Below are 26752 nucleotides of genomic sequence, written 5' to 3' on the forward strand. Positions count from 1 at the left end.
CGAGCGCGGCCTTTTTTGTGTCTGCAATTCAGTACCGGGCGGGAAGTTTATTGATTTTAATCAGCCTGCCATCTTCCATTTCAATAAAGCCCCCCGTTTTGAGATCGGCCAGGATACGCATCACGCCGCTGCGGGAAAGCTGGGTTTTATCGCGAATGTAGCGTTCTGCGGTTATCTCCCGGCGATAAGATTCATCTTCATTCATTAATAACATCAGCTGCTGGCGGATCATCTCATAGGCCGTCGGAGCACCCTTTGGCATGACGGTGTTATAGAGCCGGTTGTACATAAACATCAGGTGGTTTGATATCAACCCCCACAGCGCCTTCTCCTGGATAATGACGTGGAGTTGCTCTGCGGTCAGCGTTCCAATCTTGCAGGTGGTCACCGTTTTCAGGTAGTCGTCAAAAAAGATGTCATTAATATTAGCCACTCCAAATAACGCCGGGCTTTTCGCGGTCGACAGCATCAGATTGTCGCTGCGTCGGTAAATGGCAACGGTCCCTTCCAGAATCAAATAACTCATTCCCCGGCCATCAACCACCAGATCCAGCTGCTCCCCGCGATCGAGATGACGGACAGTAGAGTAAGGTTGTAAGTGCGTAATCAGCGCTTGCGCATAGGGAGAACCACGATGGGGTTTTTCTGTGGAGGACATAACCTGAACCTGAAAGAATCATCTTTCTGATTATAGCGTTACTCCTTATTACCGACATCACCTGAATCAGTATTTCCGCGGCAGATGGTGGACATCAAGCAGCACGCCTCGCTCCATCGTAATGTACTTCCCGGTGCGCAGTTCGGCCAGGATCCGCATTATCCCGCTACGCGAAAGCCAGGTGCGACTTTGTATATAGGCGGCCGCCGTGGTGTTCAGCCGTATTGCTTCGGGCTCCTGCATCAATTCAACCAGCTGAAAACGGATGATGTCATAGGCCGACATCTGCGAGATCCGCGAGCAGTGCTCATAGACCCGGGAGGCGGTATAGATCAGCAGATGCGAAAACGGCTCCCACAAATTGTGTTGCGCAATCACGCCGTTAAAACGCTCCAGCGAAACCCCGGCGAGTTCGGAGGTCTCCAGCGCCCTGACATACAGGTGCTCTGAGGAGAACTGGCTACTCACGCCAAGAATAAACGGCGCGGATTCAGAATTTAAGACGATGCCATCTCCCCGACGGTGCAACGCCACGCTGCCCTGGAGCAATAAAAAACACTGACGCACGTCGTTTGCATAATAGTGGAGCACTTCCCCCCGGGACAGTATGCGCCTCTCTGCCAATGGAAGAAGATGATCAATTAATTTCTCGATGTGCTTATAGGGTTTAGCCGTAAGCACGGTGGCTTTTTCATTATCGAGACTGGGAGCCATTCGGGTGTTCATCAGATACCTCACTCACGGACGCGATCATTATTTGATCGATATAGAGAATTATCTTAAAAAACAGCGAGTCGTGTAATATTTAAGACGGGTCCAAAAATAGACCGCAGTAAATGACGAGCCTAATTATATGAATTCTAAGGACGTAAATTAGGGGTCTAAAAGTAGACTGGAAATAGAAAGGCTTAAGAAATTTCAAAACTGAAATGTATTTATTTTGTTAAAGAGAAGTCTACAGCTAGACCTCAAAATAGATTGTGTGCCGAAAAAGAGTTGTATAAATTTCGGTCATCGGCTGATGAAGCCCGAATTATGTAATCTGGATTTCAGTAATAAATAAAGTGATACAGGATTTGATGATGAAAAATAAAATGATGATAACCCTGCTGGCAGTGGGTTCCGCCCTGACAGCAACCCACGCTTTCGCCGCAGCAGGTACCGTTAATTTTAACGGAAATATTCTGGATTCCGCCTGTGACGTTGATGTGGCTTCGCAGAACCAGGTGGTGGTATTAGGTGATTATTATAAGACCGAGTTTCCAACCACCGGGGCCAGAACCGCAGCCACGCAATTTAATATCGTGTTGAAAAATTGCCCGGTGACGGTGACTAACGCGAAGGTTCGCTTTGATGGTACGCCAGATGCCACCAATTCCAGCCTGCTGGCGATTGATTCGTCCGCGGCGGGAGCGGCGACCGGAGTGGCAATCAACCTGATGAGTGCGGATAAGGCGGATCTGCCGCTTCACGGCAGCAACAGCTACAGCTATGTGCTCAGCAGCACCGCGGATAATACCCTGAGTTTCTACGCTCAGTATATTTCCACCGCAGCGACTGTCACCGCCGGTCCGGCTAATTCTGTCGCTAACTTCTCCGTGGTTTACAACTAATCGTTTGCAGCAATGTGCAGGGGGCCATCCCGGCCCCTTTGTGGTATGAGGTTTACAATGCGTTTTATCAACACAACCGGACTGGCCGTAGCGCTGTCAGCACTGACGCTGAGCACAGCGCAGGCCGGAGTGATTATTGGCGGCACCCGTATCATTTTCGATGGGACAAAAAAAGAGGCGTCAATAAGCATTAATAATCCTGACGCGACGCCTTATTTAATTCAGTCATGGATAGATGTGCCGGAAGTTAATTCAGGTAAAGCGCCTTTTATTATTACCCCACCGTTATACCGACTGGATGGCGGGCAAAAAAACGTCGAGCGAATTGTGATGGCGGGTGCACTGCCTCAGCAGCAGGAAAGTTTATTTTGGCTGAATATTAAAGCGATCCCTTCAGCATCAAAACAGACGAACGCCCTGCAAATAGCAGTGAAAACGCGCATCAAACTGATCTACCGGCCAGAAAGTTTGCGGGCGTCTACGCCAGAAGAACAGGCTAATAAATTAACCTGGCAACGCGCCGGGAATGAAATTCAGGTCAACAACCCCACGCAATATGTCGTCAATTTTAATGAAATTACGCTGGGGGGGAAAAAGCTGGACGATGTGACCTACGTGTTACCCGGTGCCTCAGCCCGGTTTGTATTACCCAATGAGGCAAGGGGAGATTCACTCACGTTTAAAATTATTAACGACTATGGCAGTCCCGGCGTATTACATCAAGCCAGTTTGTGATCCTTTCACAAACGGCAACGCCTGCATTAACCCGGTAATTCGCAATGACGGTAAATAACACGATGAAACCCGCACGCCTGGCGATGTTTATCGCCTTAGCGTTTGGCGGATCCTCAACCTCGCTCTATGCCAGTGTTGCCTTTAACACCGAATTAATTGAGCTGGATAATCCAGGCATGGATAAAGCCGATTTGTCGGCCTTTGAATCAGGCTCGCAGGCAGCGGGGATCTACCATGTCGATATTATTGTCGACGACGCGTTTCTGGAGACGGGGGATATTCAGTTTACCGCGAGCAAAGCCGACAACGGCGATGCGTCATTGCAGCCTTGTCTGAGTCTTGCGCAATTAAAACGCTGGGGGGTGAAAACGGCATTATTTCCTGCGCTCAGTGCAGGACACGGTGAATGCGTCAATCTTCAGGCGATTCCCCATGCAAGTGCCGATTTCCAGTTTGGTGCCCAGCGTCTGGTGTTGAGTATTCCGCAGGCCGCCATCGATCTGCCGGCAAGAGGCTATGTGCCGCCGGAGATGTGGGATGAGGGGATAACGGCAGCCATGCTCAATTACAGCCTCAGCGGCGCGAACAGCCGGGCGAAAGCGGGTGAGGGGGCCAGCAGCAACAGCCAGTATGCGAACCTGCGTCCGGGGATAAATATTGGCCCGTGGCGTCTACGCAACTACACCACCTGGTCACGGGATGGCACGGGGAAAGCTCGATGGGACACGGTCTACAGCTATCTGCAACGTGCCGTTATTCCCCTGAAAGCGCAGCTTACCCTTGGTGATAGTTCCGCCCCGGCGGATGTCTTTGACAGCGTGCCTTTTCGAGGGGTTCAGCTGGCCTCGGATGATGACATGTTACCGGATTCCCTGAAAGGCTATGCCCCAGTGGTCCGCGGGATCGCGCGCACCAATGCTCAGGTGGTGATTCGCCAGAATGGCTATCAGATCTACCAAAGCTACGTGGCGCCGGGCGCGTTTGAAATTAACGATATGTATCCCACCGGCGGCGCGGGCGATTTAGACGTGACCATCAAAGAGGCCGATGGCAGCGAGCAGCATTTCACGCTGCCGTATGCCTCGGTACCGGTATTGCAGCGCGAAGGGCGACTGAAATATGCCCTCACCGGTGGGCAGTATCGCGCCTACAACAGCAGCGTGGAGAAAACCCCGTTCGGGCAGATCGCCGCGATTTATGGGCTTCAGAAGGGCATCACGATCTATGGCGGGGGGCAGGGTGCCAGCAAATATCAGTCGCTTGCGGTCGGCGCCGGTAAAAACATGGGGGATTTCGGCGCGCTTTCCGTCGATGTCACCCAGGCCTGGTCAACGCCGGCCAATACTGCAAAAACGCAGGGGCAGTCCTGGCGAGCGCGTTACAGCAAGAACGTCATTAATACCGGCACCAACTTTTCGATTGCGGGGTACCGTTATTCAACGCGCGGCTATTACGGACTCCAGGACGTGCTGGACTCCTGGGGGAACAGCGGCGCACTTCAGGACCGACGGCGTAACCGTCTGGAGCTCACCATGAGTCAGACGCTGGGCGGTGACCGGGGCGCGCTGACGCTCAGCGCCGCGCGGGAAAATTACTGGAACGCTGACAGACCCATGGCGTCGTGGAGTGTCGGCTACAACAATGACTGGCACAACATCAGCTATGGCGTGAGCTGGACATACAGCAAAAATGGCAGCCCGGCGTCCGGCAGTGGAAGTACAAAGACCTACGCTAACGACCAGCTTCTGGCGCTGACCGTTAGCGTACCGCTGGATAAATTTCTGCCGCAGACGTGGGCTAACTATGGCCTGAACGCCAGTAAGAACAGTGGCACGACGCACAGTATCGGCATGAACGGGGTGGCCCTCGACAATAGCGCCCTGAGCTGGAATATCCAGCAGGGTTACGGTACGGATGGCGTGGGTTACACCGGTACGCTCAACGGCGACTATAAAGGCACGTACGGGGAAGTTACGGCGGGCTATGGGTACGACAAACATAGCGAGCGCCTTAGCTATGGTTTGCAGGGGGGATCCTCGCGCATGCTGATGGCGTGACGCTGTCTCAGCCGCTGGGGGAAACCAACGCGTTAATCAAAGCCCCGGGCGCGCACGGCGTGAATATTCGTAATCAGTCCGGCGTGCGAACGGATTTCCGGGGCTATACGGTGGTGAATAACCTCTCCGTATACCGCAAAAACGATCTCACTCTCGATCCGGAAAATATGCCTGACGATGTGGAACTGGAGATCAACACCCGCACGGTCACGCCTACGCGCGGCGCGGTGGTGAAAGCCGATTATTTGTCCAAAGTCGGACGCCGGGTGCTGATGACGTTGACGACGCCTGAGCAGTTCGTGCCGTTTGGCGCGGTTGTTACCCTGGCGGATGATGACAAGAGCAGCTTTATCGTGGGCGATCGCGGCCAGGTCTATTTAACCGGCCTGCGCGACCAGGGCACGGTCCTGGCAACATGGGGACATCAACCTCACCAGCAGTGTCGGGCAGATTTTAGCCTGCCGAATGGAGCGCAATACGGCGGCATCACGGACATCAGCGTCTCGTGTCGCCAGGAGCATTAAGATGAAACGGATCAACATGTTATTACTGCTGTGCTGTCTTTGTGCATGGCATATCGCCCGGGCCGGGACCTGCACCACCATTACGCCTCAGCTTTCTACGCTGTCGGTGGGCACAATTAATGTTCAGCGCGATGCGCCTGTCGGCACGGTGATTTTTTCCGGCGCGGCGAGCAGTACCGGCACCTACCTTAGCGGGTGTACCAATCCGCTTATGCTGGGTTTTAGCATGCGATACAACAATGCCGCGCTGAGCAGCTACGGTAATCATGTTTACAACACCAACGTTAGCGGGATTGGCATTCGGCTTTCATCAAATGCCTATTTTGAGAACCCGAGCAATACGTTCTCGTATAGTGCGCAGACCTCGTATGTGGTCTGGTACGGGGGCTGGGTCGAGCTGGTGGTGACCGGCCCGGTATCGTCCGGGGCCTTAACGCCAGGCCCCATAGGGGCGGTGACGCTGCAGGGCAGCGATGGTATTTACCGTGACGGGTTAACCGTGCAGCTGACCGGCGGCACAATCAACGCACTGGCCTGCACCATCACCACGCCGCAGCTGACGTTCCCGATTGGTGATATTTCAGCCGCAGCATTTGGCTCAGTGGTGGGGACCACGCCAGCAGTTGCGCAGAATACGCAAAACCTCGGGTTGAACTGCAGTGCCGGCACCAATATTTCGGTTTCCCTGAGCGGAATACAGAACCCGGACAGTGCGAATACCAGCGTAATGGCATTAACAGGGCAGGGAAACAGCGGCACCGCAAAAGGCGTTGGCGTGCAGCTTCTCTATAATGGCTCGCCGCTGACGTTAAACAGCCGTCTTTTATTAAAACAGTCTGCAGGCGGGCAGGAGACGCTCCCGTTAACGGCACGCTATTACCAGACATTAACATCCGTTGAGTCCGGCTCGGCAAATGCCTCCGCCACCCTTAATTTGACCTACCAGTAACAGGTGAAATGATGAAATTACCCTTCAGGAGAGGGATGTTCCTCCTTGCATTCAGCTGGAACGTCATTGCAGCTGATAGCGTTAATCTGGGCGTGACGGGAAATATCATCGCCTCGCCCTGCGTATTTAATGGCGGGAGCGCAAACCTGGATATTAATCTTGGAAATATACAGGCGACTAATATGGCGACGCCGGGATCGACATCCGATCCGGTGCCGTTTAATTTGCAATTTACCCAGTGCCCGGCGGGGACCCGCAGCGTCACGGTCTCGTTCACCGGCGCCCCCGATCCGGCGGCCGGTGCGGACTACTACATGAACAGCGGCTCGGCGACAAACGTGGCGATAGCCATGCGTGAGGCCGCAACGGGAACGCTGAAGGGGACCGGGTCCAGCATAACGCAAAATATTGCGCCGGACAGAACGGCGACCATGGCCATGCAGGCTTCGGTAAAATCTGTAACCGGTGGCGCGACGCCGGGCAGTGTCAGCGCAGTTGTTGTGATGACCATGCAATACAATTAACAATCCCGCGCGTTAATAACGCTTATTGACTGAACTACATCGGTATTTGCTATGTTGAATATTCTGATTCAAGAGACAGACCAATTTTTTCACCATGGGCTGCAGTGTTTCTTTGTGGAATTCTTTTTGCGTAATTTTAAGCAGCAGATTCATTTCGAGGCGGAGCTTAGCCGTGATAACGTCAGTGCCGCCGATATTATCGTTCTCTCGTTTTGTATGGGGGAGGCGCTGGTCTGTTTTCCCGAATTACAGGCGCGCCAGAAAGGGATTGTGATCGGATTGGTAGAAGATGAATATCATTTTTCTGCCTTACCCTCCTGCTTTAACGATATTATTTTTATTTCGCGTCGTGCTTCGCTTGATCGGATAAGCCAGGTGCTGTTCATCGCCTGGTACCGCGCAGAGCTGGCGGGGAACAGCTGGAAGCAAAAAAGCTGCTCAGAGTGTCAGCATAAAATATTATCACCCCAGCAAAAACGCATTATGGCCAATTTTTACCGGGGATTATCGGTAGTGCAGATCGCGCATGCGCTGAAGATCAGCGATAAAACCGTTTTTACGCAAAAGTATGTAATGATGCAAAAATTTAATCTGCGAACCGATTTTGAACTGATTGCCCTTATTCGCCGAATGGTGCAGAGGAACAGTTACCCAAACCGGCTCGGTGACTATCTCGCATTCTCTTTGATACTGTAAATTACCTGAATTTGTGCGCCGTTATGCGCCTTTAGCATAGCGCGCGCGTCATGGTATTTTTTATGCTTTATATAATGACGCCTTCGCTATGCAAATTCATAAAACCATCAAGCCGATTTTTGTCTGTAAATTTAAGTGTGTTGGGCCAGAATGCTTAATGTCATGTTGTCGTGGCTGGACAATCGCTATCGACAAGAAAACTCATCAGAAATACGTTCTCTCCTCGCACACAGAGATTGCCGCCATTGCCAAAAAGAACCTTATCCTTCAGCGAAAGGGTAAGAACAGCTACTCCAGAGTGAAGTTAAACGAAAAAGGGGACTGTCCTTTTATCGATGAAAACAAGCTCTGCATGGTCCACCGCGATCTGGGGGAAGAGGCGCTTTCGCATACCTGCAGCACATACCCCCGGAGTTCAACTCGCTACCAGGATGAGACACGGCACACGATGACGCTCTCCTGCCCGGAGGTGGTGCGGCGGGTGCTGTTTGACCCGTCTGCGATGCTGCTTCAGGAGCAGGATGAGCTCGTGGCGGGCTATAAAACCAATTTGATTGGGCAGCGCCAGTCTGTCTCGCAGACTCAACAGGTGATCCATCTTTTCGCCTGGAATTTAATCCAGTCGCCATCCCGTAATATAGAAGAAAATTTGATGGCGCTGGCGCAGTTTATTCTTTGTCTCCAGCACGTTAACTTTGATCTGCATAATAAATTTGCTGAAGTGGAAAATTTCTACGAAGCGCTTCTCAATGAGTTGCAAAGCGAAAAATCGCTGATGGATTCCGGTCATCTGGCGAAGTCAAACGCAATGAAATATCTGGCGTTGTCCGTCATGGGAACGCATGTTGCAAAAGATTCAGCCCGGGACGGTTTTATTCTTGAAGGGCATCAGCAAATTGCCGCATACCTGGATGTTGCCGGTATTAGCGACGCGGCGGAACTGGAGACGAAATTCGACGCGATTAATCAGCAGTGGCACAAATTATGTGAGGATTCCTGTTTGTCAGAACCTTACGTGTTACGCAATTACCTGCTGTACAAACTCTACAGCAGCTATTTCCCCGGCAAAAACATGGCGACGATGATGCGTCAGTTTTATCGTATCGTGCTGGACTTTTTCTATATCAAATTCATCCTCAGCGTGAGATCGATGCAGGGCGAAATCGACCAACAGGTGGTAATGAAAACCATCGCCAGCCTCTCCGAAAAGACCATGCACAATAACACCATTGATGCCCGCATGGACGCTGCGATTGATAAAATCAATGGCGGCGATGATTTATCCTGCCTGCTGTTGATTGGATAAACGCCCGTAACGTAGGCCGGGTAAGCGCAGCGCCACCCGGCATTTTCTCAGACATTCACCGCACTGATCAGCCGGGACTTCATGGACTGGTACGCCGATGCCGCAAAGTCCTCAGCCCAGCGTTGATCCTCAATGGCGTCCAGCTGTACCGCGCAGTACTTCGTTTCCGGCGTTTTGGAGATGGGATCAAGATTATCCTGCGTCAGTTCGTTGCAGGCACCAATCCACCACTGATAGGTCATATATACAGCCCCGGGGTTGATGCGTTCGCTGAGGCTGGCGCGGGTAATCACTTTGCCGCGGCGCGAACGCACCCAGACCAGTTGCCCGTCAGTGATACCGCGTTGTTCCGCATCCGCCGGGTTCAATTGTACCCGACCCGGTTCGTCGGCCAGGCTTTGCAGCGCGGCGCAGTTTCCGGTCATGGAACGACAGGAGTAATGTCCCACTTCGCGCACCGTGCAGAGCACCAGAGGATAGTCTTCGTCAGGTGTTTCAGCGGGCGCTCGCCAGGGCGCGGCAAACAGTTGCCCTTTGCCGGTTGGCGTGTCGAAGTGATTATCTTTGTACAGGTACGGTGTGCCGGGGTGATCGAGCGTTGGGCATGGCCACTGGACATGGCCCATTTCGCCCATTTTTGCGTATGTTACGCCGTAGAACAGCGGACACAGCGCGCGCATCTCATCCCAGATCTGCTGGTTTGAGGTGTAGTGCATCGGATAGCCCATTTCTGTCGCCAGCAGGCTGATGATCTCCCAGTCGCGTTTTACGTTGCCGCTGGCCTCAATGGCCTTGCCGAAACGCTGGAAGCCACGATCGGCACAGGTAAAGACGCCCCCGTGTTCGCCCCACGAGGTGGCGGGTAACAGAACATCCGCCACTTCCGCCGTTTTGGTCATGAAGATGTCCTGTACCACCACAAAGTCGAGCGCCTCAAAGCCGCTGCGCACCAGGCCCAGGTCGGCCTCGGTCTGCAGCGGGTCTTCCCCCATGATGTAATAGGCTTTGACTTTACCTTCCAGGGCGAGATGCGGCACCTCGGTAATACGCGTGCCGACGCGATCGTCCATTACCGTAACGTCAATTCCCCAGGCATCGGCGAACTTCTGCCTGACAGCCGGGTCCGTCACGTCCTGATAGCCGGGGAACATATTGGGCAATACGCCCATGTCACACGCTCCCTGCACGTTATTTTGTCCGCGAACGGGACCGACGCCGACGGCAGGGCGACCAAGATTACCGGTTAACAGCGCCAGACTCGAAAGCCCTTTTACCACATCTACGGCCTGACCAAACTGTGTGACGCCCATTCCCCACATCACGGTCGCGGAGGGGGCCGCTGCGAAAGTGCGCATCGCCTGGCGGACATCGTGGGCGGGAATGCCGGTCAGATGTTCGACCTTCTCTGGCGCGTATTCTTTCACTGTCTGCCGGTAGGCCTCAAGCCCCTCCGTGAAGCGTGCGACGTAGTTTTTGTCGTACAACTCCTCTTCCAGCAGCACATAGCCAAAGGCGTTAACCAGTGCCATATTGCTGCCGTTTTTCAGTTGCAGATGTTGGTCGGCAATGCGGGCTGTTTCAATCCGACGCGGATCGCAGACGATAATTTTCGCACCGTTCTCACGGGCTTTCAGCACGCGGCGGGCGACAATAGGATGGGAATCGGCGCAGTTGTATCCGAAAACCAGCAGGCATTTTGAGTGTTCAATGTCGTTAATGGAATTACTCATCGCGCCGTTGCCCAGCGTTTCCTGCAAGCCCGCCACGGAAGGCCCGTGGCAGACGCGTGCGCAGCAGTCCACGTTGTTGGTATGGAGTACCGCACGGGCGAATTTCTGCATCACATAGTTGGTTTCATTGCCCGTCCCCCGGGAAGAGCCGGTGGTCATGATGGACCGCGGGCCGAACTGCGCTTTAATGTTTTTAAGCTTGTTGGCGGTATAACGAATGGCCTCGTCCCAGGTGACCGGGGTAAAGGGTTCGCCTTTGTGGTAGCGAATCATCGGTTGCGTCAGGCGAGGGGTGAGCAAGCGGGTATCGTTAAGGAAGTCCCAGCCGTAAAAGCCTTTCAGGCACAAGGTGCCCTGATTGGTTACGCCGTCTGCGGCTTCGGCACGGATAATACGGTTATTTTCAACAACGAGGTTTAATTTACAGCCTGCACCACAGTAAGGGCAGACGCTGGCGATTTTTTTCATCAATAACAGACCTGTTAAGAAATGAAGCAAGATGACCGGAGAGCCCGATCCCGTAAAGAGGAGTAAGCAGGAAGTGTGCCATCTTTACGATGCGTGTTTCACAGGGTGTTATGAGGGGGGGAGGGGTGTCATCGTCAGGCTGGTCGACAGTTATGACGATGACACGTTAGCTAATTTTAAAGGTCGTCCATTGTGTAACCCACAACAATTTCCAGCGTTTTACGAATGACGTCGGCCTGAACCACGTCATCCGTCGCTTCCAGCGTCTGGATCAGCCAGAGAATGATCGCTTTGTTGGTAAGGTGACCTTCCGTGGCCAGGACACAACGTACTGCAGTAGAAAAAATCGCGGATTCTTCAGCAAAACGATCGCCAGCGTGGCGGAAATACTCCGACAAAGCGCTGTCCAGAAAAGCCGAATGGTATTCGGGTTGTGGCTGAATATTCTGTCTCATTTGTTCTCACCGTAGCTGTTAAATTGCAGTCAATGTATTTTCCTGGGATTGGACGGTTTTCCATCACCAAATAACGGCACTACATTGTCTCTGTTATCCTTGAGAGATCCCTCTCTGATTAATCGTCCTTGCGCGGTTCTGCGACGTATAAAGGCGCTGTTTTTTGAGCCGATGTCGGCTATCACCCTCGCCAGTGTCTCCCGCCGCCGGGGATCCTTTTCATGTATTTGCATTTTACGCAGACGCTGTACCAGAGAATCGGTCGTCAGTGGCCCCCGTTCTTTCAGGAGGGAAAGCACGGCTTCACCGATAAGCTGGTCTGTGAGTCTTTCAGCGTCACTGCGATTCATAACGTTACCGTTCGAAGAGCAAACCAAGCAGCATGTGGTAATGCTGTTCCTCTTCCGGCCCTTCGGCCTTTTCGAGGCGACTTAAGAGTTTGGTGCAGAGCGACTTGCGGTTGAGGTTTCGCCCGTCGCTAAGAATTTCAACCACAACTTCACCCAGCGTTTCCTGTTGCGTTGGAAGCGCGGCTTTTTCGAAGTACTGCGCAATAGCGGCGGCAGAATCTGCGACGTAACCGTTCTGTTGCATGTTTCGCTCCTGTAAAATTTAGTAATCACTAACGTTACATTTAAGGTATACACAAATCCCAAATCTGTACATTAAAAATGTACAGATTTTTAAATATTTTATGATATATTTTATAAACTTTTTACATTTCAGGGGGTTATTGATGGGGTTTGTAACGGTATCGTAACAGAATATATTGTACAACTTGAAGCGTCGTGGTTAAGTTGTACAACATCGAAAACTCGGGTCATAAACGTCCTAAATCATTGAGACGTAAATTATTTGCCTGACAATTAATATGCTATAACAGAACTCTATCCACGCGTTTTCGTGGCCAAACCCCTAACCCCTCCAGGAAAAGCATGCTGACAACCATCATATACCGCAGCCATATCTGCGATGACGTTCCGGTGAAAGCGCTGGAAACCATGGTCGCTGCTGCAGATAGTAAAAACCGACAATCCGACGTCACGGGGATCCTGTTGTTTAACGGCACGCACTTTTTTCAGTTGCTCGAAGGGCCAGTCGAAAACGTGACCGCCATTTATGAGCAGATCTGCCGCGATCCGCGTCACCACAATGTGGTGGAACTGATGCGCGATCACGGACCTTCCCGGCGTTTTGGCAATGTTGGGATGGAGCTCTTTGATTTGCGTCACTTCGACCGGGAAGATGTTCTTCAGCAGGTGCTTAATAAGGGCACGACCCGCTATCAGCTGACCTATAACGATCGTCCGCTGCAGTTCTTCCGCACGTTCGTTGAGGCAACGGAGAAGGCCAACTATTTTGAATTGCCGCCCGCCGATGCCTGGGATTTTATCCCCGAGGAGACGCCGTTATCCGCACAACCGCCGGTGGTAGCAAAAGGGGCGGACTGCAGCTTTGCATTTCAGCCGATTGTGGATCCCTTTATGCAGGAGGTGGTCTCCTGGGAGGCCCTGCTGCGCACGCCATCCGGCGACTCGCCACGGGCCTATTTTGCGGCTCTTCCGCGCGAAGAGGTCTACGCAGCAGATTTGCACAGCAAACAGGTTGCGCTCTCCATGGCCAGTGCGCTGGGGCTACAGAATCAGACGCTGTCGATTAACCTGTTGCCCATGACGCTGGTCAATGTCCCGCATGCCGTCGATTTCCTGCTCACCGCTATCGACGCGAACGGCTTTGTGCCGGAGCAAATTGTGGTGGAATTCACCGAAAGTGAAGCCATCTCGCGCTTCGATGAGTTTACCCATTCGGTCCGGCAGTTAAAAAGTGCCGGTATCAGCGTGACGATCGATCACTTCGGGGCCGGTTTTGCCGGGCTGCAGTTGCTGGCCCAGTTCCAGCCGGACAGAATTAAGATTAATCGCGATCTGGTGCTGGATGTGCATAAAAGCGGTCCGCGTCAGGCCATCATTCAGGCGATTATCAAGTGCTGTTCCTCGCTGGAAATTCAGTTCTGCGCCGTTGGCGTAGAGAAGGCTGAGGAGTGGATGTGGCTGGAATCTGCGGGAATTTCCCAGTTCCAGGGGCATCTGTTTGCCAGCCCCCGACATGGCGGCATTCCGGCAATTTCGTGGCCCGAGAAAAAGTCTGGATTGTGATAAAGCTGTACAACCTTTGGCAGAGTTAACTGTACGTAAGGTGGAATTTAGACAACAATAGAGTTAACGGCGTGGATGGTGGCCTCATCATTCACCTGTTTTAAACTGAGGTCTTAGTTATACAAATAGCTTGTACAATCTGATAAGGTTGCTGTGGTTGGGTATGGAAGTATTGAGCGTGAGGGAGTTAATGGCCTATTACAGTATCGGCGAAGTCGCCGAACGATGCGGTATCAACCCCGTTACGCTGCGTGCCTGGCAGCGCCGTTATGGTTTGTTGAAGCCGCAGCGCAGCGAAGGGGGTCATCGTCAGTTCGACGACGAGGATATCCTGCGTATTGAAGAGATCAAACGTCTGATGAAATCAGGCGTTTCGGTGGGGAAAGTAAAAGCCTTGCTGGAAAACAAGGAAGTGATGACCCAGGGCAACTGGGCCGCTTTCCAGGAAGAGATGATGACCGTTTTGCGCTATGCCAGCCCGGCAAAACTGCGCGCAAAAATTGGCGAGTTTCGCCGCGATCACGCCATGGATGCGCTGATCGACAACATTATTACCCCCGTAAGGCAGCGCATGAATCAGGATCAAAATACGGTGCGCCACATGGCGAGCCTGTTTGATGGTGTGCTGATCGAATTCGCCGTGGCAAGCCTGGCAGAATCGCGTAAAAAAGCTGGTAAAGATGCGTTGCTCATCGGTTGGGAGTGCGACGACCGCACTCATCTGTGGCTTGAAGCCGCGCGCTTAGCCAATAAGGGCTGGCATATCGACGTGCTTGCAGAGCCTATTGATTCACCGCGTCCCGAACTCTTCCCCGGGCAGAAACTCTTTGTCTGGACGGGAAAATCGCCCACGCCCCGTCAGCAGGAACAGCTCGATCACTGGCGTGAACAGGGTTTTTCCGTCGCCTTTCATCATTAATCATCAGAGGCCTTGAGGGCCTTTTTCTTTTTTGTCCCTTTCCCCACAAAAATACTCAGCTTGTGTGGCGCTCATTCCATGCATCTGAAAATTGAATATTGCCGTCAATAATTCTCCAGGTGATTTTTTCATATTGAATGCTGACGCTTTCAATGTGATTCATTTTATCGTTGCCAGCCAGTTTTATATTCGGAACGCTGCAATGGACGCCAGTTAGTTTCACATTCTCCATAAGAACGGTGTAATAGCAAACCTCCTGGCCTGCATCATTGATATGGTAAAACCTGATTTCTGCGCTTTTCAGCGTCTGCCCGGTTGCTGCAGCCTTGTAAAGATATGGCGTAGAACTATCAACCTCTTTTTCAATCATCATGGATGAGTACTGGCGGGTGCCGGTGATTTTGCCGTTTGCGCTGTCAACGGGTAAATTTATACCGTGGCTCAGGCCGATAATTTCAATACTTCCTTCACGATCTTGTACGTCAACAGATCCTTTGATATCTGCACCGCCATCGTCTTTAAGCCACATATATGGAGGTATAGGCATTTTATTTTCTCCTTATTTTTTTGATTAACTTCATTGTTAAAATATAAAAAGGGCTAATAATAATTAGCATTGTAATCCAGTCAATAAATGAATAGGCGTCATACATTGATTCTGCATTCTCATTTCCGTTGATAAACATTGCTGTTTTTCTGGCTAAATCATAATCAACATATAATTCAGGTCCTGGTAGCATATAACCAACAATAAGCAATAAAATGAGAAAATAAATAATTTTACTTGCCCTACATACAAGGTTTTTTAACGTAGCCACCCGCTACCACCTCCACCCATCCCCGCGCCATTAGTGACCGCATGCATGGAACCTGAATAAGTGATGTACTCATTAGGGCGTTACGAATCATCGCAAAATCAGACATATTGGCGATAGTTATGCATCCTTTTGAAACCGTACCGGGATGCAGTCGAAAATTTCCACGTTTTACGCTTTCTATCCATGTGTAATCATCAATGCCCCAGTCTTCACGCCACAAAGCAAACCAGTCAGATTTACCAAAAGCATTTCGGCCAACAAATCTATTAGCTATATCGTGAATCTCTTCTTTTTTTTGCGAAAACCAATTGCCTTCCCTGCGATCTACAATCCAGTATTTTCCTGGGGGGATAGAACCAGTGTTTGCGACATGCCCGCAACTGGCATTGTTTCTGCTGGCCCCCAACCCGGAATGCGCCATGAACACGCCCACTCCAAACAGATTGAAAGGTGCGTAATCTGCGCCGTTTAGAATCATCTTTCCCTGTAACGCCATGTAACACCCAAAGTCCTTGAAATGTGTGTGGTTAATTCTACAGCGATTAATTATGCGATCCAGAGTTAGGGTATGTTTTCAGAAAAAGACCCTAATTATTAGATTGTTTACTGTCGAAAAGTGCTATCTCGCTGTGTTAGTGGATGGGCTGGCCATCTTTCTATGCACCAAATCGCATCTTCATGATGGTGTGTACGCCATTAAAGAAGCTATCTCAAAAATAGGCATTTCCGATGCATATTTTGCTTTTCCTTTTAATCAGACGAGCGACGCAGCGAAATGCATTATTAATCAATGCATTGAACAATTAAATCCATCCCGCCAGCATCCTCTCACAGGGTCTATGCTTAATAAAACCAGGCAAAAAGGGCGATTAAGCCTAATGCCCCTGCTGTCAGAGGGTTGAAGTGAGAATCGTTATCACTAACATGGTGTTATGCCTGATGGCTTATCAGATGAGGTGGACCTATGGAACTGCATTCAGAAACCTTTAACCCTGCCGATTTCGCCTGGCGCGGTTTAACGCTCACGCCAGCGGCGGCGGCACATATTCATGAGCTGGTGGCGAAAAAGCCAGAGATCCTCGGTGTGCGTTTAGGGGTCAAGCAGACCGGCTGCGCGGGGTTTGGTTATGTGCTCGACACCGTCACCGAACCCGAAAAAGATGATCTGGTGTTTGAAACGGATGGCGCAAAACTGTATGTCGCGCTTCAGGCGATGCCGTTTATCGACGGCACCGAAGTGGACTACGTGCGTGAAGGTTTAAACCAGTTATTCAAATTTCATAACCCGAAAGCCCAGAACGAATGTGGCTGCGGCGAAAGCTTTGGGGTATAGGCGGTACTATGTCTCGTAATACTGAAGCAACGAGTGAAGTAAATACCTGGAGCGGCGGACACCTCAACTATAAAGAGGGGTTCTTCACCCAGCTGCAAACTGATGAACTGGCAAAGGGCATCAATGAAGATGTCGTGCGCGCAATTTCAGCCAAACGTAACGAGCCGGAGTGGATGCTCGAATTCCGCCTGAGCGCTTACCGGGCCTGGCTGGAGATGGAAGAGCCGCACTGGCTGAAAGCCCACTACGATAAGTTGAATTATCAGGATTACAGCTACTACTCTGCACCTTCCTGCGGCAGCTGTGACGACACCTGCGCCTCGCAGCCCGGCGCGGTACAGCAAACCGGGGCGGATAATAGCTTCCTGAGTAAAGAGGTGGAAGAGGCGTTTAACCAGCTTGGCGTGCCGGTTCGCGAAGGGAAAGAGGTGGCGGTGGACGCCATTTTTGACTCTGTCTCGGTGGCAACCACCTACCGTGAGAAGCTGGCGGAACAGGGGATCATTTTCTGCTCTTTCGGCGAAGCGATCCACGATCACCCGGAACTGGTGAAAAAGTACATTGGCACCGTGGTACCGTCTAACGACAACTTCTTCGCGGCGCTCAACGCAGCGGTCGCCTCAGACGGCACCTTCATCTACGTGCCGAAAGGGGTACGTTGTCCAATGGAGCTGTCGACCTATTTCCGCATCAACGCGGAAAAGACCGGCCAGTTCGAGCGCACCATTCTGGTGGCGGACGAAGGCAGCTACGTCAGCTACATCGAAGGGTGTTCCGCGCCGGTGCGCGACAGCTATCAGCTCCACGCCGCGGTGGTTGAAGTCATCATCCATAAAGACGCCGAAGTGAAATACTCCACGGTGCAGAACTGGTTCCCGGGCGACGGTAATACCGGCGGTATCCTCAACTTCGTCACCAAGCGTGCGCTGTGCGAAGGCGAAAACAGCAAGATGTCCTGGACCCAGTCTGAAACCGGCTCGGCCATTACCTGGAAGTATCCGAGCTGTATTTTGCGCGGGGATAACTCCATCGGCGAGTTTTATTCCGTTGCGCTGACCAGCGGCCATCAGCAGGCGGATACCGGCACCAAGATGATCCACATTGGTAAAAACACCAAATCGACCATCATCTCAAAAGGTATCTCCGCCGGACACAGCCAGAACAGCTATCGCGGGCTGGTGAAAATCATGCCAACAGCTACCAACGCGCGAAACTTTACCCAGTGTGACTCCATGCTGATTGGCGCAGACTGCGGCGCGCATACCTTCCCGTACGTGGAGTGTCGCAACAACAGCGCCCAGCTTGAGCATGAGGCGACAACGTCGCGTATCGGGGAAGATCAGCTCTTCTACTGCCTGCAGCGCGGGATCAGTGAAGAAGATGCCATCTCGATGATTGTCAACGGCTTCTGTAAGGACGTGTTCTCTGAACTGCCGCTGGAATTTGCCGTTGAAGCCCAGAAACTCCTCGCCATTAGTCTTGAACACAGCGTCGGTTAAGGAAAGCACATGTTAAGTATTAAAGATTTACAGGTTAGCGTGGAAGACAAAGCCATCCTGCGTGGCCTCAATTTTGACGTCAAGCCGGGTGAAGTCCACGCCATTATGGGGCCGAATGGCTCCGGGAAAAGTACGCTTTCAGCGACGCTGGCGGGACGCGAAGATTACGAAGTGACCAACGGCTCGGTTGAGTTTAACGGCAAAGATTTGCTGGAGATGTCGCCGGAAGAGCGCGCGGGGGAGGGCATTTTTATGGCTTTCCAGTATCCGGTCGAAATTCCGGGCGTCAGTAATCAGTTCTTCCTGCAAACGGCGCTCAACGCGGTACGCAAATACCGTGGCCTGGAGGCGCTGGATCGTTTTGATTTTCAGGACCTGATGGAAGAGAAGATCAAGCTGCTGAAAATGCCGGAAGATCTGCTGACCCGCTCGGTGAACGTCGGCTTCTCCGGCGGCGAGAAGAAGCGCAACGACATTCTGCAGATGGCGGTGCTTGAACCTGAACTGTGCATTCTGGATGAGACCGATTCCGGTCTGGATATCGATGCCCTCAAGATTGTCGCCGACGGGGTGAATTCTCTGCGCGACGGCAAACGGTCATTCATTATCGTTACCCACTATCAGCGTATTCTTGACTACATCAAACCGGATTACGTCCACGTGCTTTACCAGGGGCGCATTGTGAAATCCGGTGATTTCACGCTGGTCAAACAACTGGAGGAGCAGGGTTATGGCTGGCTTACCGAACAGCAGTAATGCGCTCCAGCAGTGGCACCGCCTGTTTGAAGCGCAGGGCGGAAGGCGTTCTGAGCAGGCACAACAGCACCTGCAACAGATGCTGCGCCTCGGTTTACCCACGCGTAAACATGAGAACTGGAAGTACACGCCGCTTGAGGGCCTGCTGAACGCTGAATTTGTCTCGCAACGGGCGGATATCACACCGACGCAGCGCGATGCACTGGCGCTGAATGTGGATGCCCTGCGCCTGGTGTTTGTCGACGGCCAGTTCCGTCCTGATCTGAGCGACAGCACCGACGAGAGCGGTTATACGATCACTATTAATGATGAGCGCCAGGGCCTGACGGCACCCGTGCAGCCGGAGGTCTTTCTGCACCTTACCGAGAGCCTGGCGCAGAGTGTGACGCAGATTCACGTGAAGCGAAACCAGCGCCCGGCGAAACCGCTGCTGCTGATGCACATCACCCAGGGCCTGGACGGCGATGAAATCAATACTGCGCACTATCGCCACCATCTGGAGCTGGCGGAGGGGGCGGAAGCCACGATTATTGAACATTACGTCAGCCTCAACGATACCCGCCACTTTACCGGGGCGCGCCTGACGATGAATGTCGCCGCCAACGCTCAGCTGCACCATATCAAGCTGGCATTCGAGAACCCGCAGAGTCACCACTTTGCGCATAACGATATCCTGCTTGGACAAGATGCAGCGGCATACAGCCACAGCTTCCTGCTGGGGGGCGCGGTACTGCGTCACAATACCAGCACGCAGCTTAACGGCGAGAACACCACCCTGCGCATCAACAGCCTGGCGATGCCGGTCAAATCGGAAGTGTGTGATACGCGGACCTGGCTTGAGCACAACAAAGGCTACTGCAACAGCCGCCAGCTGCACAAAACCATTGTCAGCGACAAAGGCCGCGCGGTGTTTAACGGTCTGATCAATGTGGCGCAGCACGCCATTAAGACCGACGGGCAGATGACCAACAACAACCTGCTGCTGGGGCGCCTGGCAGAAGTGGACACCAAGCCGCAGCTGGAGATCTATGCCGACGACGTAAAATGCAGCCACGGCGCCACGGTCGGGCGCATTGACGATGAACAGATGTTCTATTTGCGTTCGCGCGGTATTGACCAGCAGGCGGCGCAGAAAATGATTATCTACGCCTTTGCCGCAGAGCTGACGGAGGCGCTGGACGATGGCCTGTTAAAACAGCAGGTGCTGGCCCGTATTGGTCAGCGTCTGCCTGGAGGCGCAGCATGAGTTTTCCCGTAGAGAAAGTACGGGCCGATTTCCCGGTTCTGACCCGTGAAGTGAATGGACTGCCGCTGGCCTATCTCGACAGCGCTGCCAGCGCGCAAAAACCGAATCAGGTGGTGGATGCAGAAGCCGAATTCTACCGACACGGTTACGCCGCCGTGCATCGCGGTATTCATACGCTGAGCGCAGAGGCGACCCAGCGTATGGAGAACGTCCGCACCCAGGTGGCCGCTTTTCTGAATGCGCGCTCGCCGGAAGAGCTGGTGTTTGTGCGCGGCACGACGGAAGGGATCAACCTTGTCGCCAACAGCTGGGGCAGTGCGCAGGTCCACGCGGGCGATAACATCATCATCACCGAGATGGAACACCACGCCAATATCGTGCCGTGGCAGATGCTCTGTGAGCGTGTGGGTGCTGCGCTACGGGTGATCCCGTTGAATCAGGACGGCACGCTTCAGCTTGAGCACCTTGATGCCCTGCTGGACGACCGCACGCGGCTGGTGGCGATAACCCAGGTCTCTAACGTGCTGGGCACTGAAAACCCGGTGGCAGAGATCGTCGAAAAAGCCCACCGGGCGGGCGCGAAGGTCCTGATTGATGGCGCTCAGGCGGTGATGCATCACGCGGTGGATGTTCAGGCGCTGGACTGCGATTTTTACGTCTTCTCCGGGCATAAGCTTTATGGCCCAACCGGGATCGGCGTGTTGTATGTGAAAGACGATATTTTGCAGGCCATGCCGCCGTGGGAAGGGGGCGGCTCGATGATCGCCACCGTCAGCCTGTCGGAAGGGACCACCTACGCGCGCGCGCCGTGGCGTTTTGAGGCTGGTACGCCCAATACCGGCGGGATTATCGGGCTTGGGGCTGCTCTCTCTTATGTCTCCTCCATTGGCCTTGAGGCCATCCAGGAGTATGAGCAGATGCTGATGCACTACGCGCTGCAGGAGCTTGCCAGCGTGCCCGAGTTGACCCTGTATGGCCCGGCCAACCGGCAGGGCGTGATTGCGTTCAATCTGGGAAAACACCATGCCTATGACGTGGGCAGTTTCCTCGATAACTATGGCGTGGCCGTGCGTACGGGGCACCACTGTGCCATGCCGCTGATGGCATTTTATCAGGTCCCGGCAATGTGCCGCGCGTCGCTGGTAATGTACAACACAACGGAAGAGGTCGACAGGCTGGTGGCGGGGCTAAAACGCATTCACCAGTTGCTGGGCTAACGGAGAAGCGAACAATGGCAGAGTTGCCGGACAAAGATAAATTACTGCGTAACTTCGGACGTTGCGCAAACTGGGAAGAAAAGTATCTCTATATTATTGAGCTGGGGCAGCGTTTGCCGCCGCTCAGTGAAGCGGCGCATAACCCGGATAATATTATTCAGGGCTGCCAGAGCCAGGTGTGGATTGTGATGGAGCAAAAGGGCGACGGTACGATTGAATTGCACGGCGACAGCGATGCCGCGATTGTGAAAGGGCTTATCGCCGTGGTCTTTATTCTCTACCACCAGATGTCCGCACAGGATATTGTCGCCTTTGATGTGCGCCCGTGGTTTGAAAAAATGGCCCTGACCCAACACCTCACCCCGTCCCGCTCCCAGGGGCTGGAAGCGATGATTCGCGCCATCCGCGCCAAAGCTGCAATCATTAGCTAGACTTACAGGACAGCATTCATTCTGTTTCGCGAGGTGGTTCCCGCCTCGCTGGTTTTTCAGCTTTCTGGCGTTCTGTCAGTGAATAAGGAATCTCAGCATGAAGCGCGCGTCTCTAATAACATTCTTACTCCTTGGTTCGCTCGGCGCTCTTAATTCGGCCAGTGCGATGGATTATCCGTTACCGCCCGCAGGCAGCCGTCTGATTGGGCAAAATCAAACCTACACAATACAGGAAGGGGATACCAAACTTCAGACCATCGCACGTCGGTTTAATACTGCGGCACAGCTCATCCTTGAAACCAATAATACCATTGCGCCGGTAAACCCTGCGCCGGGAACGGTGATTACCATTCCATCCCAGATGCTGCTTCCGGACACGCCACGCGAAGGTATTGTGGTGAACCTGGCCGAGTTACGGCTCTACTACTATCCGCCGGGGGGAAATATTGTTCAGGTTTTCCCGCTGGGGATTGGACAGCTGGGGCTGGAGACGCCGGTCACGACGACCCGCGTGAGTCAGAAGATCCCTAATCCAACCTGGACCCCGACGCCGGGCATCAGAGCGCGCTCTCTGGAACAGGGCATTAAATTGCCGCCGGTCGTACCCGCCGGGCCAAATAACCCGCTGGGACGCTTTGCACTGCGTTTAGGCGTGGGCAATGGGGAATATCTCATCCACGGTACCAGTGCGCCGGACAGCGTTGGCCTGCGGGTGAGTTCAGGCTGTATGCGCATGAACGCTCCGGACATTAAAGCCCTGTTCGAACAGGTGCGGGTCGGCACGCGGGTACAGATTATCAATGAGCCGGTGAAGTTCTCCGTCGAGCCGGATGGCAAACGCTATATTGAAGTACATCGTCCGCTGGCGCAGGTGGAGGGAGAAAACCCGCAGATTACACCTATTACCCATTCCGCTGACTTTGCCTCGTTTGTTTCTCAGGCAGGAAGTGACAAAGCGCTTATTGATAAAGCCTTGTCGCGCCGGGCGGGGATCCCGGTCGCCGTATCGGCGGCTAACGGCCCGTCGGCCAGCAACAACGTGCAGTCCGTACAGAACAGCCGTGTCTCTGCTGCGGTAACGGAAGAGGATGGTGAGAAGGTGACGCAGTAGGACGTTTGACGCAGGCAAAAAAAATGGCGCACAATGTGCGCCATTTTATTAACAGGTACTATTACTTACGGTATTTAGTAGCCTGGTTGTCCAGACGCTGGTTAGCGCGAGCTGCGTCGTCTTTAGCAGCCTGAACGTCGGAACGCATTGCGTTCACGTCGTTGCTCAGCTGGTCAACTTTAGCGTTCAGAGTCTGAACGTCAGAAGACAGCTGATCGATTTTAGCGTTGCTGGAGCAACCTGCCAGCAGAGTAGAACCCAGGATTACCGCGCCCAGTACCAGTTTAGTACGATTCATTATTAATACCCTCTAGATTGAGTTAATCTCCATGTAGCGTTACAAGTATTACACAAACTTTTTTGGGTTGAGAATATTTTTTTGATGGGAATACGCCTATTTTTGATCGTTCGCTCAAAGAAGCAACGAATTCGGCATTTTTGTCGAAAAAGCTATGTTAAAAAAGGCATTTTTCATCGGATTCGTCTTACATAAATCGCGATTAAATAGAAAAACCCGATTTGCTTTTTGAATAGAGTTGGCTAATACCACGAATAAAAAAAGCGCCCCGAAGGACGCTTTTTATCAAAAACTAATTCGTTTGAACATTATTACAGCACGTGAACAGATGCGGTATTGGTTGTACCACTCGGTACCAGTGCACCCGATACCATTACCACCACGTCGCCTTTCTGTGCCAGGCCGCTTTCCAGCGCCAGTTCTTTACCCTGAATATAGAAATCGTCAGTAGAGGCGATCTCTTTCACCAGGTGCGCAACAACACCTTTGCTCAGCACCAGCTGACGCGCAGTGGTTTCATTGGTGGTCAGCGCCAGGATGGTAGCATCCGGGAAGTATTTACGTACGGCACGCGCAGATTTACCGCCCTGCGTTGCAACCACGATCAGTGGCGCTTCCAGCTTCTCAGCCGTTTCTACCGCACCGCGGCAGACTGCTTCAGTGATGCGCAGTTTGCGGCTGTCGTTGTTGAAGTCCAGACGACTGGTCATCACGCGGTCAGTACGTTCGCAGATGGTGGCCATGATGGACACCGCTTCCAGCGGATATTTACCTTTCGCGGATTCGCCAGACAGCATGACGGCATCAGTACCGTCGAGGATGGCGTTCGCCACGTCGCCTGCTTCAGCGCGGGTTGGACGTGGGTTTTTGATCATGGAGTCCAGCATCTGGGTGGCAGTGATAACCACTTTACGTGCGCGGACACATTTCTCGATCATCATCTTCTGCGCGAAGATCACTTCTTCTACCGGGATTTCAACACCCAGGTCGCCACGCGCAACCATGATACCGTCAGACGCTTCGAGGATTTCGTCGAAGTTGTTCAGGCCTTCCTGGTTTTCGATTTTGGAGATGATCTGGATCTTCTCGCCGCCGTGCGCTTTCAGGTGCTCACGGATTTCAACCACGTCGGAACGTTTACGGATGAAGGAGGCAGCAACGAAATCAACGCCTTGCTCGCAGCCGAAGATCAGGTCTTGCTTGTCTTTTTCAGCCAGTGCTGGCAGCGCGATGGAAACGCCTGGCAGGTTAACGCCTTTGTTTTCGCCCAGGTCGCCGTTGTTCAGCACTTTACAGATGACTTTGTTGCCTTCGATGGCGGTGACTTCCATTCCGATCAGACCATCGTCTACCAGCACGGTGTTACCCACAGACAGATCGCTGGTGAAGCCTTCATAGGTTACCGCAACGATTTCGCTGTTACCGACCACAGACTTGTCAGTGGTGAAGGTGAAGGTCTGGCCCGCTTTCAGGGAGACGTCGTTACCGCCTTCCAGTTTGATGGTGCGGATTTCAGGACCTTTGGTATCCAGCAGGATGGCGGCTTTTTTACCGGTCTTGCTCATGACGTTGCGCAAGTTCTGGATACGCTGACCATGTTCAGCGTAGTCACCGTGAGAGAAGTTCAGACGCATAACGTTCATGCCGGCGTCCAGCATTTTGGTCAGCATCTCTTCAGATTCGGTTTTCGGGCCGATGGTACAAACAATTTTCGTCTTTTTCATGACAGTCTTAGTCTTTAAGTTGGGAAGGATATGGAAATCTCGCTCCGGGGGCGCACCGCCGCGGAGTCAAACCTGTGTTGCAAAAGAGTATATGACACGCACTAAGGATAGGAGACATCAAATGAGCGTGCAGAAGAAAGTGTGCCTGAGTGACAGCCCAACGAAGGAGAGGAGAAGTTGTACGTTGTTTTTTGTATTCCAAGCGCTGAAACCATTCACCAGGGATTTGGCGCGCATTATACGCTGATTTTAAGATAAAAGGAAAATGGAAACGGTGTTTCAGAAATAATCTGTGCAGTTTCACATAATATTGTTATCAATGCGTTAAGGCATAATGACAACTTATGGCGACAGGCGAGGGGCCTGCCGCCTTTCACTTATTTTTCCAGCGCCTGACTCAGATCGGCAATCAGATCGTCTGCCTCTTCGATCCCAACGGACAGGCGGATCAACTGCGGCACAATGCCGTTAGCCAGACGCTGCTCGCGCGGAATAGAGGCGTGAGTCATGCTGTAGGGCTGACTCACCAGGCTTTCCACACCGCCGAGACTTTCTGCGAGGGTGAACAGCTTCAGCTTGCGGATCACCTCCGTCGCACGTTGCGCATCGCCTTTCACCACGACGGAAATCATCCCGCCCGGCAGCGCCATTTGCCTGCGGGCGAGCTGATAGTGCGGGTGCGAATCCAGCCCCGGATAGAACACCTTTTCGACCTGCGGCTGCTGCGCAAGCCATTGCGCAATCGCCAGCGCGTTGCTGCTGTGCTTTTCCATCCGCAGAGCCAGGGTACGCATTCCGCGCAGCGTCAGAAAACTGCTGAAGGGATCGAGCACGCCGCCGATGGCGTTTTGCAGATAACCCAACCGTTCCGCCAGCGCCGGGTTATCGCCCACCACCGCCAGCCCGGCTACCACGTCGGAATGGCCGTTCAGGTATTTGGTGGCGGAGTGTACTACGATATCAAAACCCAGCTCCAGCGGACGGTGAATGACCGGGGAGGCGAAGGTATTATCCGCCACGCTTATCACGTTATGGCGGCGGGCAATGGCCCCGATGGCTGCCAGGTCGGCCAGTTTCAGCAGCGGGTTAGTCGGCGTCTCCACCCAGATCATGCGCGTTTGGGGGCCAATGGCGGCTTCCAGCGCGGCCAGATCGTCGGGCTTTACCCAGCTGACCCGCAGCCCGGTGCTGCGCTTACGCACGTTTTCAATCAGACGGTAGGTGCCGCCATAGACGTCATCAATGGCGACGATATGGCTGTCTTTATCCAGCAACTCCAGTACGGTGGAAATGGCGGCCAGACCGGAGGCAAAAGCATAGCCGCGCGTACCGCCTTCCAGTTCGGCGATGGCAGTTTCCAGCGCATGGCGGGTAGGATTGCCGCTACGGGAATATTCGTAGCCGGTATGCTCCCCCGGCGACGGTTGCGCAAACGTCGAGGTGGCATAAATGGGCGGCATGACCGCGCCGTGTTGATCGTTAACCTGGCCGCTGTGTACGCTGAGCGTGGCGAGATTTTTCATTTTTGT

28 protein-coding genes and 1 pseudogene are annotated in these 26752 nt (G+C 53.0%); 16 read left to right on the plus strand and 13 right to left on the minus strand.

Going from position 1 to position 26752, the window contains the following annotated elements; all coding sequences use genetic code 11:
* Positions 1-28: 28 nt before the first annotated feature.
* Together ACQG19_RS10325 and ACQG19_RS10330 are read right to left on the minus strand one after the other, a co-directional pair.
* Positions 29-658, minus strand: coding sequence for a helix-turn-helix domain-containing protein (locus tag ACQG19_RS10325; protein ID WP_062934311.1), 630 nt, complete (start codon positions 656-658; stop codon positions 29-31).
* A gap of 66 nt (positions 659-724) precedes the next feature.
* Entirely contained in the window at positions 725-1384 is a 660-nt protein-coding gene (locus ACQG19_RS10330) for a helix-turn-helix domain-containing protein (protein ID WP_013096970.1), read from the minus strand.
* 356 nt (positions 1385-1740) lie between these two features.
* On the opposite strand from ACQG19_RS10330, the gene ACQG19_RS10335 reads away from it, so the two are divergent.
* From ACQG19_RS10335 to fliB, 7 genes and pseudogenes are all read left to right on the plus strand, one after another.
* Positions 1741-2271, plus strand: a complete 531-nt coding sequence (locus ACQG19_RS10335; protein ID WP_029882031.1) for a fimbrial protein — start codon at positions 1741-1743, stop codon at positions 2269-2271.
* A 57-nt stretch (positions 2272-2328) separates the two neighbouring features.
* Positions 2329-3006, plus strand: a complete 678-nt coding sequence (locus ACQG19_RS10340) for a fimbrial biogenesis chaperone (RefSeq protein WP_246932040.1) — start codon at positions 2329-2331, stop codon at positions 3004-3006.
* A gap of 44 nt (positions 3007-3050) precedes the next feature.
* Positions 3051-5587 (plus strand): annotated as a pseudogene (locus ACQG19_RS10345) (fimbria/pilus outer membrane usher protein).
* A 1-nt stretch (position 5588) separates the two neighbouring features.
* Positions 5589-6536 (plus strand): fimbrial protein, encoded by a 948-nt coding sequence (locus ACQG19_RS10350; RefSeq protein WP_062857234.1) that lies wholly within the window; start codon positions 5589-5591, stop codon positions 6534-6536.
* A gap of 35 nt (positions 6537-6571) precedes the next feature.
* Positions 6572-7060, plus strand: a complete 489-nt coding sequence (locus ACQG19_RS10355; protein WP_222168305.1) for a fimbrial protein — start codon at positions 6572-6574, stop codon at positions 7058-7060.
* 51 nt (positions 7061-7111) lie between these two features.
* The gene (locus tag ACQG19_RS10360) at positions 7112-7756 is read left to right on the plus strand and encodes a helix-turn-helix transcriptional regulator (RefSeq protein ID WP_246932042.1); all 645 of its coding nucleotides are present in this window, start codon (positions 7112-7114) and stop codon (positions 7754-7756) included.
* Between the two features lie 88 nt (positions 7757-7844).
* Positions 7845-9062, plus strand: coding sequence for a flagellin lysine-N-methylase (fliB, locus tag ACQG19_RS10365; protein ID WP_222168306.1), 1218 nt, complete (start codon positions 7845-7847; stop codon positions 9060-9062).
* 47 nt (positions 9063-9109) lie between these two features.
* Here the strand turns inward: fliB and fdhF are convergent, their stop codons facing one another.
* The 4 genes from fdhF to ycgZ all read right to left on the minus strand — a co-directional run bounded on the left by fdhF (position 9110) and on the right by ycgZ (position 12309).
* Positions 9110-11260 (minus strand): formate dehydrogenase subunit alpha, encoded by a 2151-nt coding sequence (gene fdhF, locus ACQG19_RS10370; protein ID WP_222168307.1) that lies wholly within the window; start codon positions 11258-11260, stop codon positions 9110-9112.
* A 176-nt stretch (positions 11261-11436) separates the two neighbouring features.
* Complete coding sequence (locus ACQG19_RS10375) at positions 11437-11715, minus strand: biofilm development regulator YmgB/AriR family protein (protein WP_013096961.1); 279 nt, start codon at positions 11713-11715, stop codon at positions 11437-11439.
* A 29-nt stretch (positions 11716-11744) separates the two neighbouring features.
* Entirely contained in the window at positions 11745-12065 is a 321-nt protein-coding gene (locus tag ACQG19_RS10380) for a hypothetical protein (protein ID WP_045295851.1), read from the minus strand.
* Between the two features lie 4 nt (positions 12066-12069).
* A complete protein-coding gene (gene ycgZ, locus ACQG19_RS10385) occupies positions 12070-12309 on the minus strand; it encodes a regulatory protein YcgZ (RefSeq protein ID WP_013096960.1) in 240 nt (79 codons plus the stop codon).
* Positions 12310-12650: 341 nt separating this feature from the next.
* Between ycgZ and ACQG19_RS10390 the strand changes: the two genes are divergently transcribed.
* Together ACQG19_RS10390 and ACQG19_RS10395 are read left to right on the plus strand one after the other, a co-directional pair.
* Positions 12651-13871 (plus strand): diguanylate phosphodiesterase, encoded by a 1221-nt coding sequence (locus tag ACQG19_RS10390; RefSeq protein WP_013096959.1) that lies wholly within the window; start codon positions 12651-12653, stop codon positions 13869-13871.
* A gap of 190 nt (positions 13872-14061) precedes the next feature.
* Positions 14062-14790 carry a MerR family transcriptional regulator gene (locus tag ACQG19_RS10395; RefSeq protein ID WP_013096958.1) on the plus strand — a complete coding sequence of 243 codons (729 nt, stop codon included), beginning with the start codon at positions 14062-14064 and terminating at the stop codon, positions 14788-14790.
* Positions 14791-14845: 55 nt separating this feature from the next.
* Here ACQG19_RS10395 and ACQG19_RS10400 read toward each other — a convergent pair whose 3' ends face one another.
* From ACQG19_RS10400 to ACQG19_RS10410, 3 genes are read right to left on the minus strand one after another with little or no spacing between them, the layout of a single operon-like run.
* The gene (locus ACQG19_RS10400) at positions 14846-15337 is read right to left on the minus strand and encodes an Hcp family type VI secretion system effector (RefSeq protein ID WP_222168308.1); all 492 of its coding nucleotides are present in this window, start codon (positions 15335-15337) and stop codon (positions 14846-14848) included.
* A 1-nt stretch (position 15338) separates the two neighbouring features.
* The gene (locus ACQG19_RS10405) at positions 15339-15608 is read right to left on the minus strand and encodes a hypothetical protein (protein WP_065180196.1); all 270 of its coding nucleotides are present in this window, start codon (positions 15606-15608) and stop codon (positions 15339-15341) included.
* Positions 15580-16104 carry a DUF2778 domain-containing protein gene (locus ACQG19_RS10410; protein ID WP_058651506.1) on the minus strand — a complete coding sequence of 175 codons (525 nt, stop codon included), beginning with the start codon at positions 16102-16104 and terminating at the stop codon, positions 15580-15582. The genes ACQG19_RS10405 and ACQG19_RS10410 overlap by 29 nt, the downstream gene beginning before the upstream one ends.
* Positions 16105-16572: 468 nt before the next feature.
* Here ACQG19_RS10410 and sufA point away from each other — a divergent pair, with 468 nt between their 5' ends.
* The 7 genes from sufA (at position 16573) to ldtE (ending at position 23201) form a co-directional block, all read left to right on the plus strand.
* Positions 16573-16941 carry a Fe-S cluster assembly scaffold SufA gene (sufA, locus tag ACQG19_RS10415; protein ID WP_008500631.1) on the plus strand — a complete coding sequence of 123 codons (369 nt, stop codon included), beginning with the start codon at positions 16573-16575 and terminating at the stop codon, positions 16939-16941.
* 8 nt (positions 16942-16949) lie between these two features.
* Entirely contained in the window at positions 16950-18440 is a 1491-nt protein-coding gene (sufB, locus tag ACQG19_RS10420; protein ID WP_013096956.1) for a Fe-S cluster assembly protein SufB, read from the plus strand.
* Positions 18441-18449: 9 nt separating this feature from the next.
* The gene (sufC, locus tag ACQG19_RS10425) at positions 18450-19196 is read left to right on the plus strand and encodes a Fe-S cluster assembly ATPase SufC (protein WP_013096955.1); all 747 of its coding nucleotides are present in this window, start codon (positions 18450-18452) and stop codon (positions 19194-19196) included.
* Positions 19171-20442, plus strand: coding sequence for a Fe-S cluster assembly protein SufD (gene sufD, locus ACQG19_RS10430; RefSeq protein ID WP_038980321.1), 1272 nt, complete (start codon positions 19171-19173; stop codon positions 20440-20442). The genes sufC and sufD overlap by 26 nt, the downstream gene beginning before the upstream one ends.
* Positions 20439-21659: a cysteine desulfurase SufS gene (gene sufS, locus ACQG19_RS10435; RefSeq protein ID WP_038419195.1), complete on the plus strand. Its 1221-nt coding sequence runs from the start codon at positions 20439-20441 to the stop codon at positions 21657-21659. The genes sufD and sufS overlap by 4 nt, the downstream gene beginning before the upstream one ends.
* Positions 21660-21673: 14 nt before the next feature.
* Complete coding sequence (gene sufE, locus ACQG19_RS10440) at positions 21674-22090, plus strand: cysteine desulfuration protein SufE (RefSeq protein WP_013096952.1); 417 nt, start codon at positions 21674-21676, stop codon at positions 22088-22090.
* 97 nt (positions 22091-22187) lie between these two features.
* Positions 22188-23201 carry a L,D-transpeptidase LdtE gene (ldtE, locus tag ACQG19_RS10445; RefSeq protein WP_038419196.1) on the plus strand — a complete coding sequence of 338 codons (1014 nt, stop codon included), beginning with the start codon at positions 22188-22190 and terminating at the stop codon, positions 23199-23201.
* 61 nt (positions 23202-23262) lie between these two features.
* Here the strand turns inward: ldtE and lpp are convergent, their stop codons facing one another.
* The 4 genes from lpp to ACQG19_RS10465 form a co-directional block, all read right to left on the minus strand.
* Complete coding sequence (lpp, locus tag ACQG19_RS10450) at positions 23263-23499, minus strand: murein lipoprotein Lpp (RefSeq protein ID WP_001082307.1); 237 nt, start codon at positions 23497-23499, stop codon at positions 23263-23265.
* A 311-nt stretch (positions 23500-23810) separates the two neighbouring features.
* Entirely contained in the window at positions 23811-25223 is a 1413-nt protein-coding gene (gene pykF / locus ACQG19_RS10455; RefSeq protein ID WP_013096950.1) for a pyruvate kinase PykF, read from the minus strand.
* A gap of 7 nt (positions 25224-25230) precedes the next feature.
* A complete protein-coding gene (locus tag ACQG19_RS10460; RefSeq protein ID WP_418250441.1) occupies positions 25231-25527 on the minus strand; it encodes a hypothetical protein in 297 nt (98 codons plus the stop codon).
* Between the two features lie 73 nt (positions 25528-25600).
* A complete protein-coding gene (locus ACQG19_RS10465; protein WP_029883873.1) occupies positions 25601-26746 on the minus strand; it encodes a trans-sulfuration enzyme family protein in 1146 nt (381 codons plus the stop codon).
* Between the last annotated feature and the right edge of the window lie 6 nt (positions 26747-26752).

The organism is Enterobacter cloacae complex sp. 277I4 (genome assembly GCF_050031465.1).
GTDB lineage: Bacteria > Pseudomonadota > Gammaproteobacteria > Enterobacterales > Enterobacteriaceae > Enterobacter > Enterobacter cloacae.

Excerpts from the sequence above, each read along its gene's own strand:
- ACQG19_RS10325 (WP_062934311.1), bottom strand. The coding sequence starts at position 658 with ATGTCCTCCACAGAAAAACCCCATCGTGGTTCTCCCTATGCGCAAGCG.
- ACQG19_RS10330 (WP_013096970.1), bottom strand. The coding sequence starts at position 1,384 with ATGAACACCCGAATGGCTCCCAGTCTCGATAATGAAAAAGCCACCGTG.
- ACQG19_RS10335 (WP_029882031.1), top strand. The coding sequence starts at position 1,741 with ATGAAAAATAAAATGATGATAACCCTGCTGGCAGTGGGTTCCGCCCTG.
- ACQG19_RS10340 (WP_246932040.1), top strand. The coding sequence starts at position 2,329 with ATGCGTTTTATCAACACAACCGGACTGGCCGTAGCGCTGTCAGCACTG.
- ACQG19_RS10350 (WP_062857234.1), top strand. The coding sequence starts at position 5,589 with ATGAAACGGATCAACATGTTATTACTGCTGTGCTGTCTTTGTGCATGG.
- ACQG19_RS10355 (WP_222168305.1), top strand. The coding sequence starts at position 6,572 with ATGTTCCTCCTTGCATTCAGCTGGAACGTCATTGCAGCTGATAGCGTT.
- ACQG19_RS10360 (WP_246932042.1), top strand. The coding sequence starts at position 7,112 with ATGTTGAATATTCTGATTCAAGAGACAGACCAATTTTTTCACCATGGG.
- fliB (WP_222168306.1), top strand. The coding sequence starts at position 7,845 with ATGCAAATTCATAAAACCATCAAGCCGATTTTTGTCTGTAAATTTAAG.
- fdhF (WP_222168307.1), bottom strand. The coding sequence starts at position 11,260 with ATGAAAAAAATCGCCAGCGTCTGCCCTTACTGTGGTGCAGGCTGTAAA.
- ACQG19_RS10375 (WP_013096961.1), bottom strand. The coding sequence starts at position 11,715 with ATGAGACAGAATATTCAGCCACAACCCGAATACCATTCGGCTTTTCTG.
- ACQG19_RS10380 (WP_045295851.1), bottom strand. The coding sequence starts at position 12,065 with ATGAATCGCAGTGACGCTGAAAGACTCACAGACCAGCTTATCGGTGAA.
- ycgZ (WP_013096960.1), bottom strand. The coding sequence starts at position 12,309 with ATGCAACAGAACGGTTACGTCGCAGATTCTGCCGCCGCTATTGCGCAG.
- ACQG19_RS10390 (WP_013096959.1), top strand. The coding sequence starts at position 12,651 with ATGCTGACAACCATCATATACCGCAGCCATATCTGCGATGACGTTCCG.
- ACQG19_RS10395 (WP_013096958.1), top strand. The coding sequence starts at position 14,062 with ATGGCCTATTACAGTATCGGCGAAGTCGCCGAACGATGCGGTATCAAC.
- ACQG19_RS10400 (WP_222168308.1), bottom strand. The coding sequence starts at position 15,337 with ATGCCTATACCTCCATATATGTGGCTTAAAGACGATGGCGGTGCAGAT.
- ACQG19_RS10410 (WP_058651506.1), bottom strand. The coding sequence starts at position 16,104 with ATGGCGTTACAGGGAAAGATGATTCTAAACGGCGCAGATTACGCACCT.
- sufA (WP_008500631.1), top strand. The coding sequence starts at position 16,573 with ATGGAACTGCATTCAGAAACCTTTAACCCTGCCGATTTCGCCTGGCGC.
- sufB (WP_013096956.1), top strand. The coding sequence starts at position 16,950 with ATGTCTCGTAATACTGAAGCAACGAGTGAAGTAAATACCTGGAGCGGC.
- sufC (WP_013096955.1), top strand. The coding sequence starts at position 18,450 with ATGTTAAGTATTAAAGATTTACAGGTTAGCGTGGAAGACAAAGCCATC.
- sufD (WP_038980321.1), top strand. The coding sequence starts at position 19,171 with ATGGCTGGCTTACCGAACAGCAGTAATGCGCTCCAGCAGTGGCACCGC.
- sufS (WP_038419195.1), top strand. The coding sequence starts at position 20,439 with ATGAGTTTTCCCGTAGAGAAAGTACGGGCCGATTTCCCGGTTCTGACC.
- sufE (WP_013096952.1), top strand. The coding sequence starts at position 21,674 with ATGGCAGAGTTGCCGGACAAAGATAAATTACTGCGTAACTTCGGACGT.
- ldtE (WP_038419196.1), top strand. The coding sequence starts at position 22,188 with ATGAAGCGCGCGTCTCTAATAACATTCTTACTCCTTGGTTCGCTCGGC.
- lpp (WP_001082307.1), bottom strand. The coding sequence starts at position 23,499 with ATGAATCGTACTAAACTGGTACTGGGCGCGGTAATCCTGGGTTCTACT.
- pykF (WP_013096950.1), bottom strand. The coding sequence starts at position 25,223 with ATGAAAAAGACGAAAATTGTTTGTACCATCGGCCCGAAAACCGAATCT.
- ACQG19_RS10465 (WP_029883873.1), bottom strand. The coding sequence starts at position 26,746 with ATGAAAAATCTCGCCACGCTCAGCGTACACAGCGGCCAGGTTAACGAT.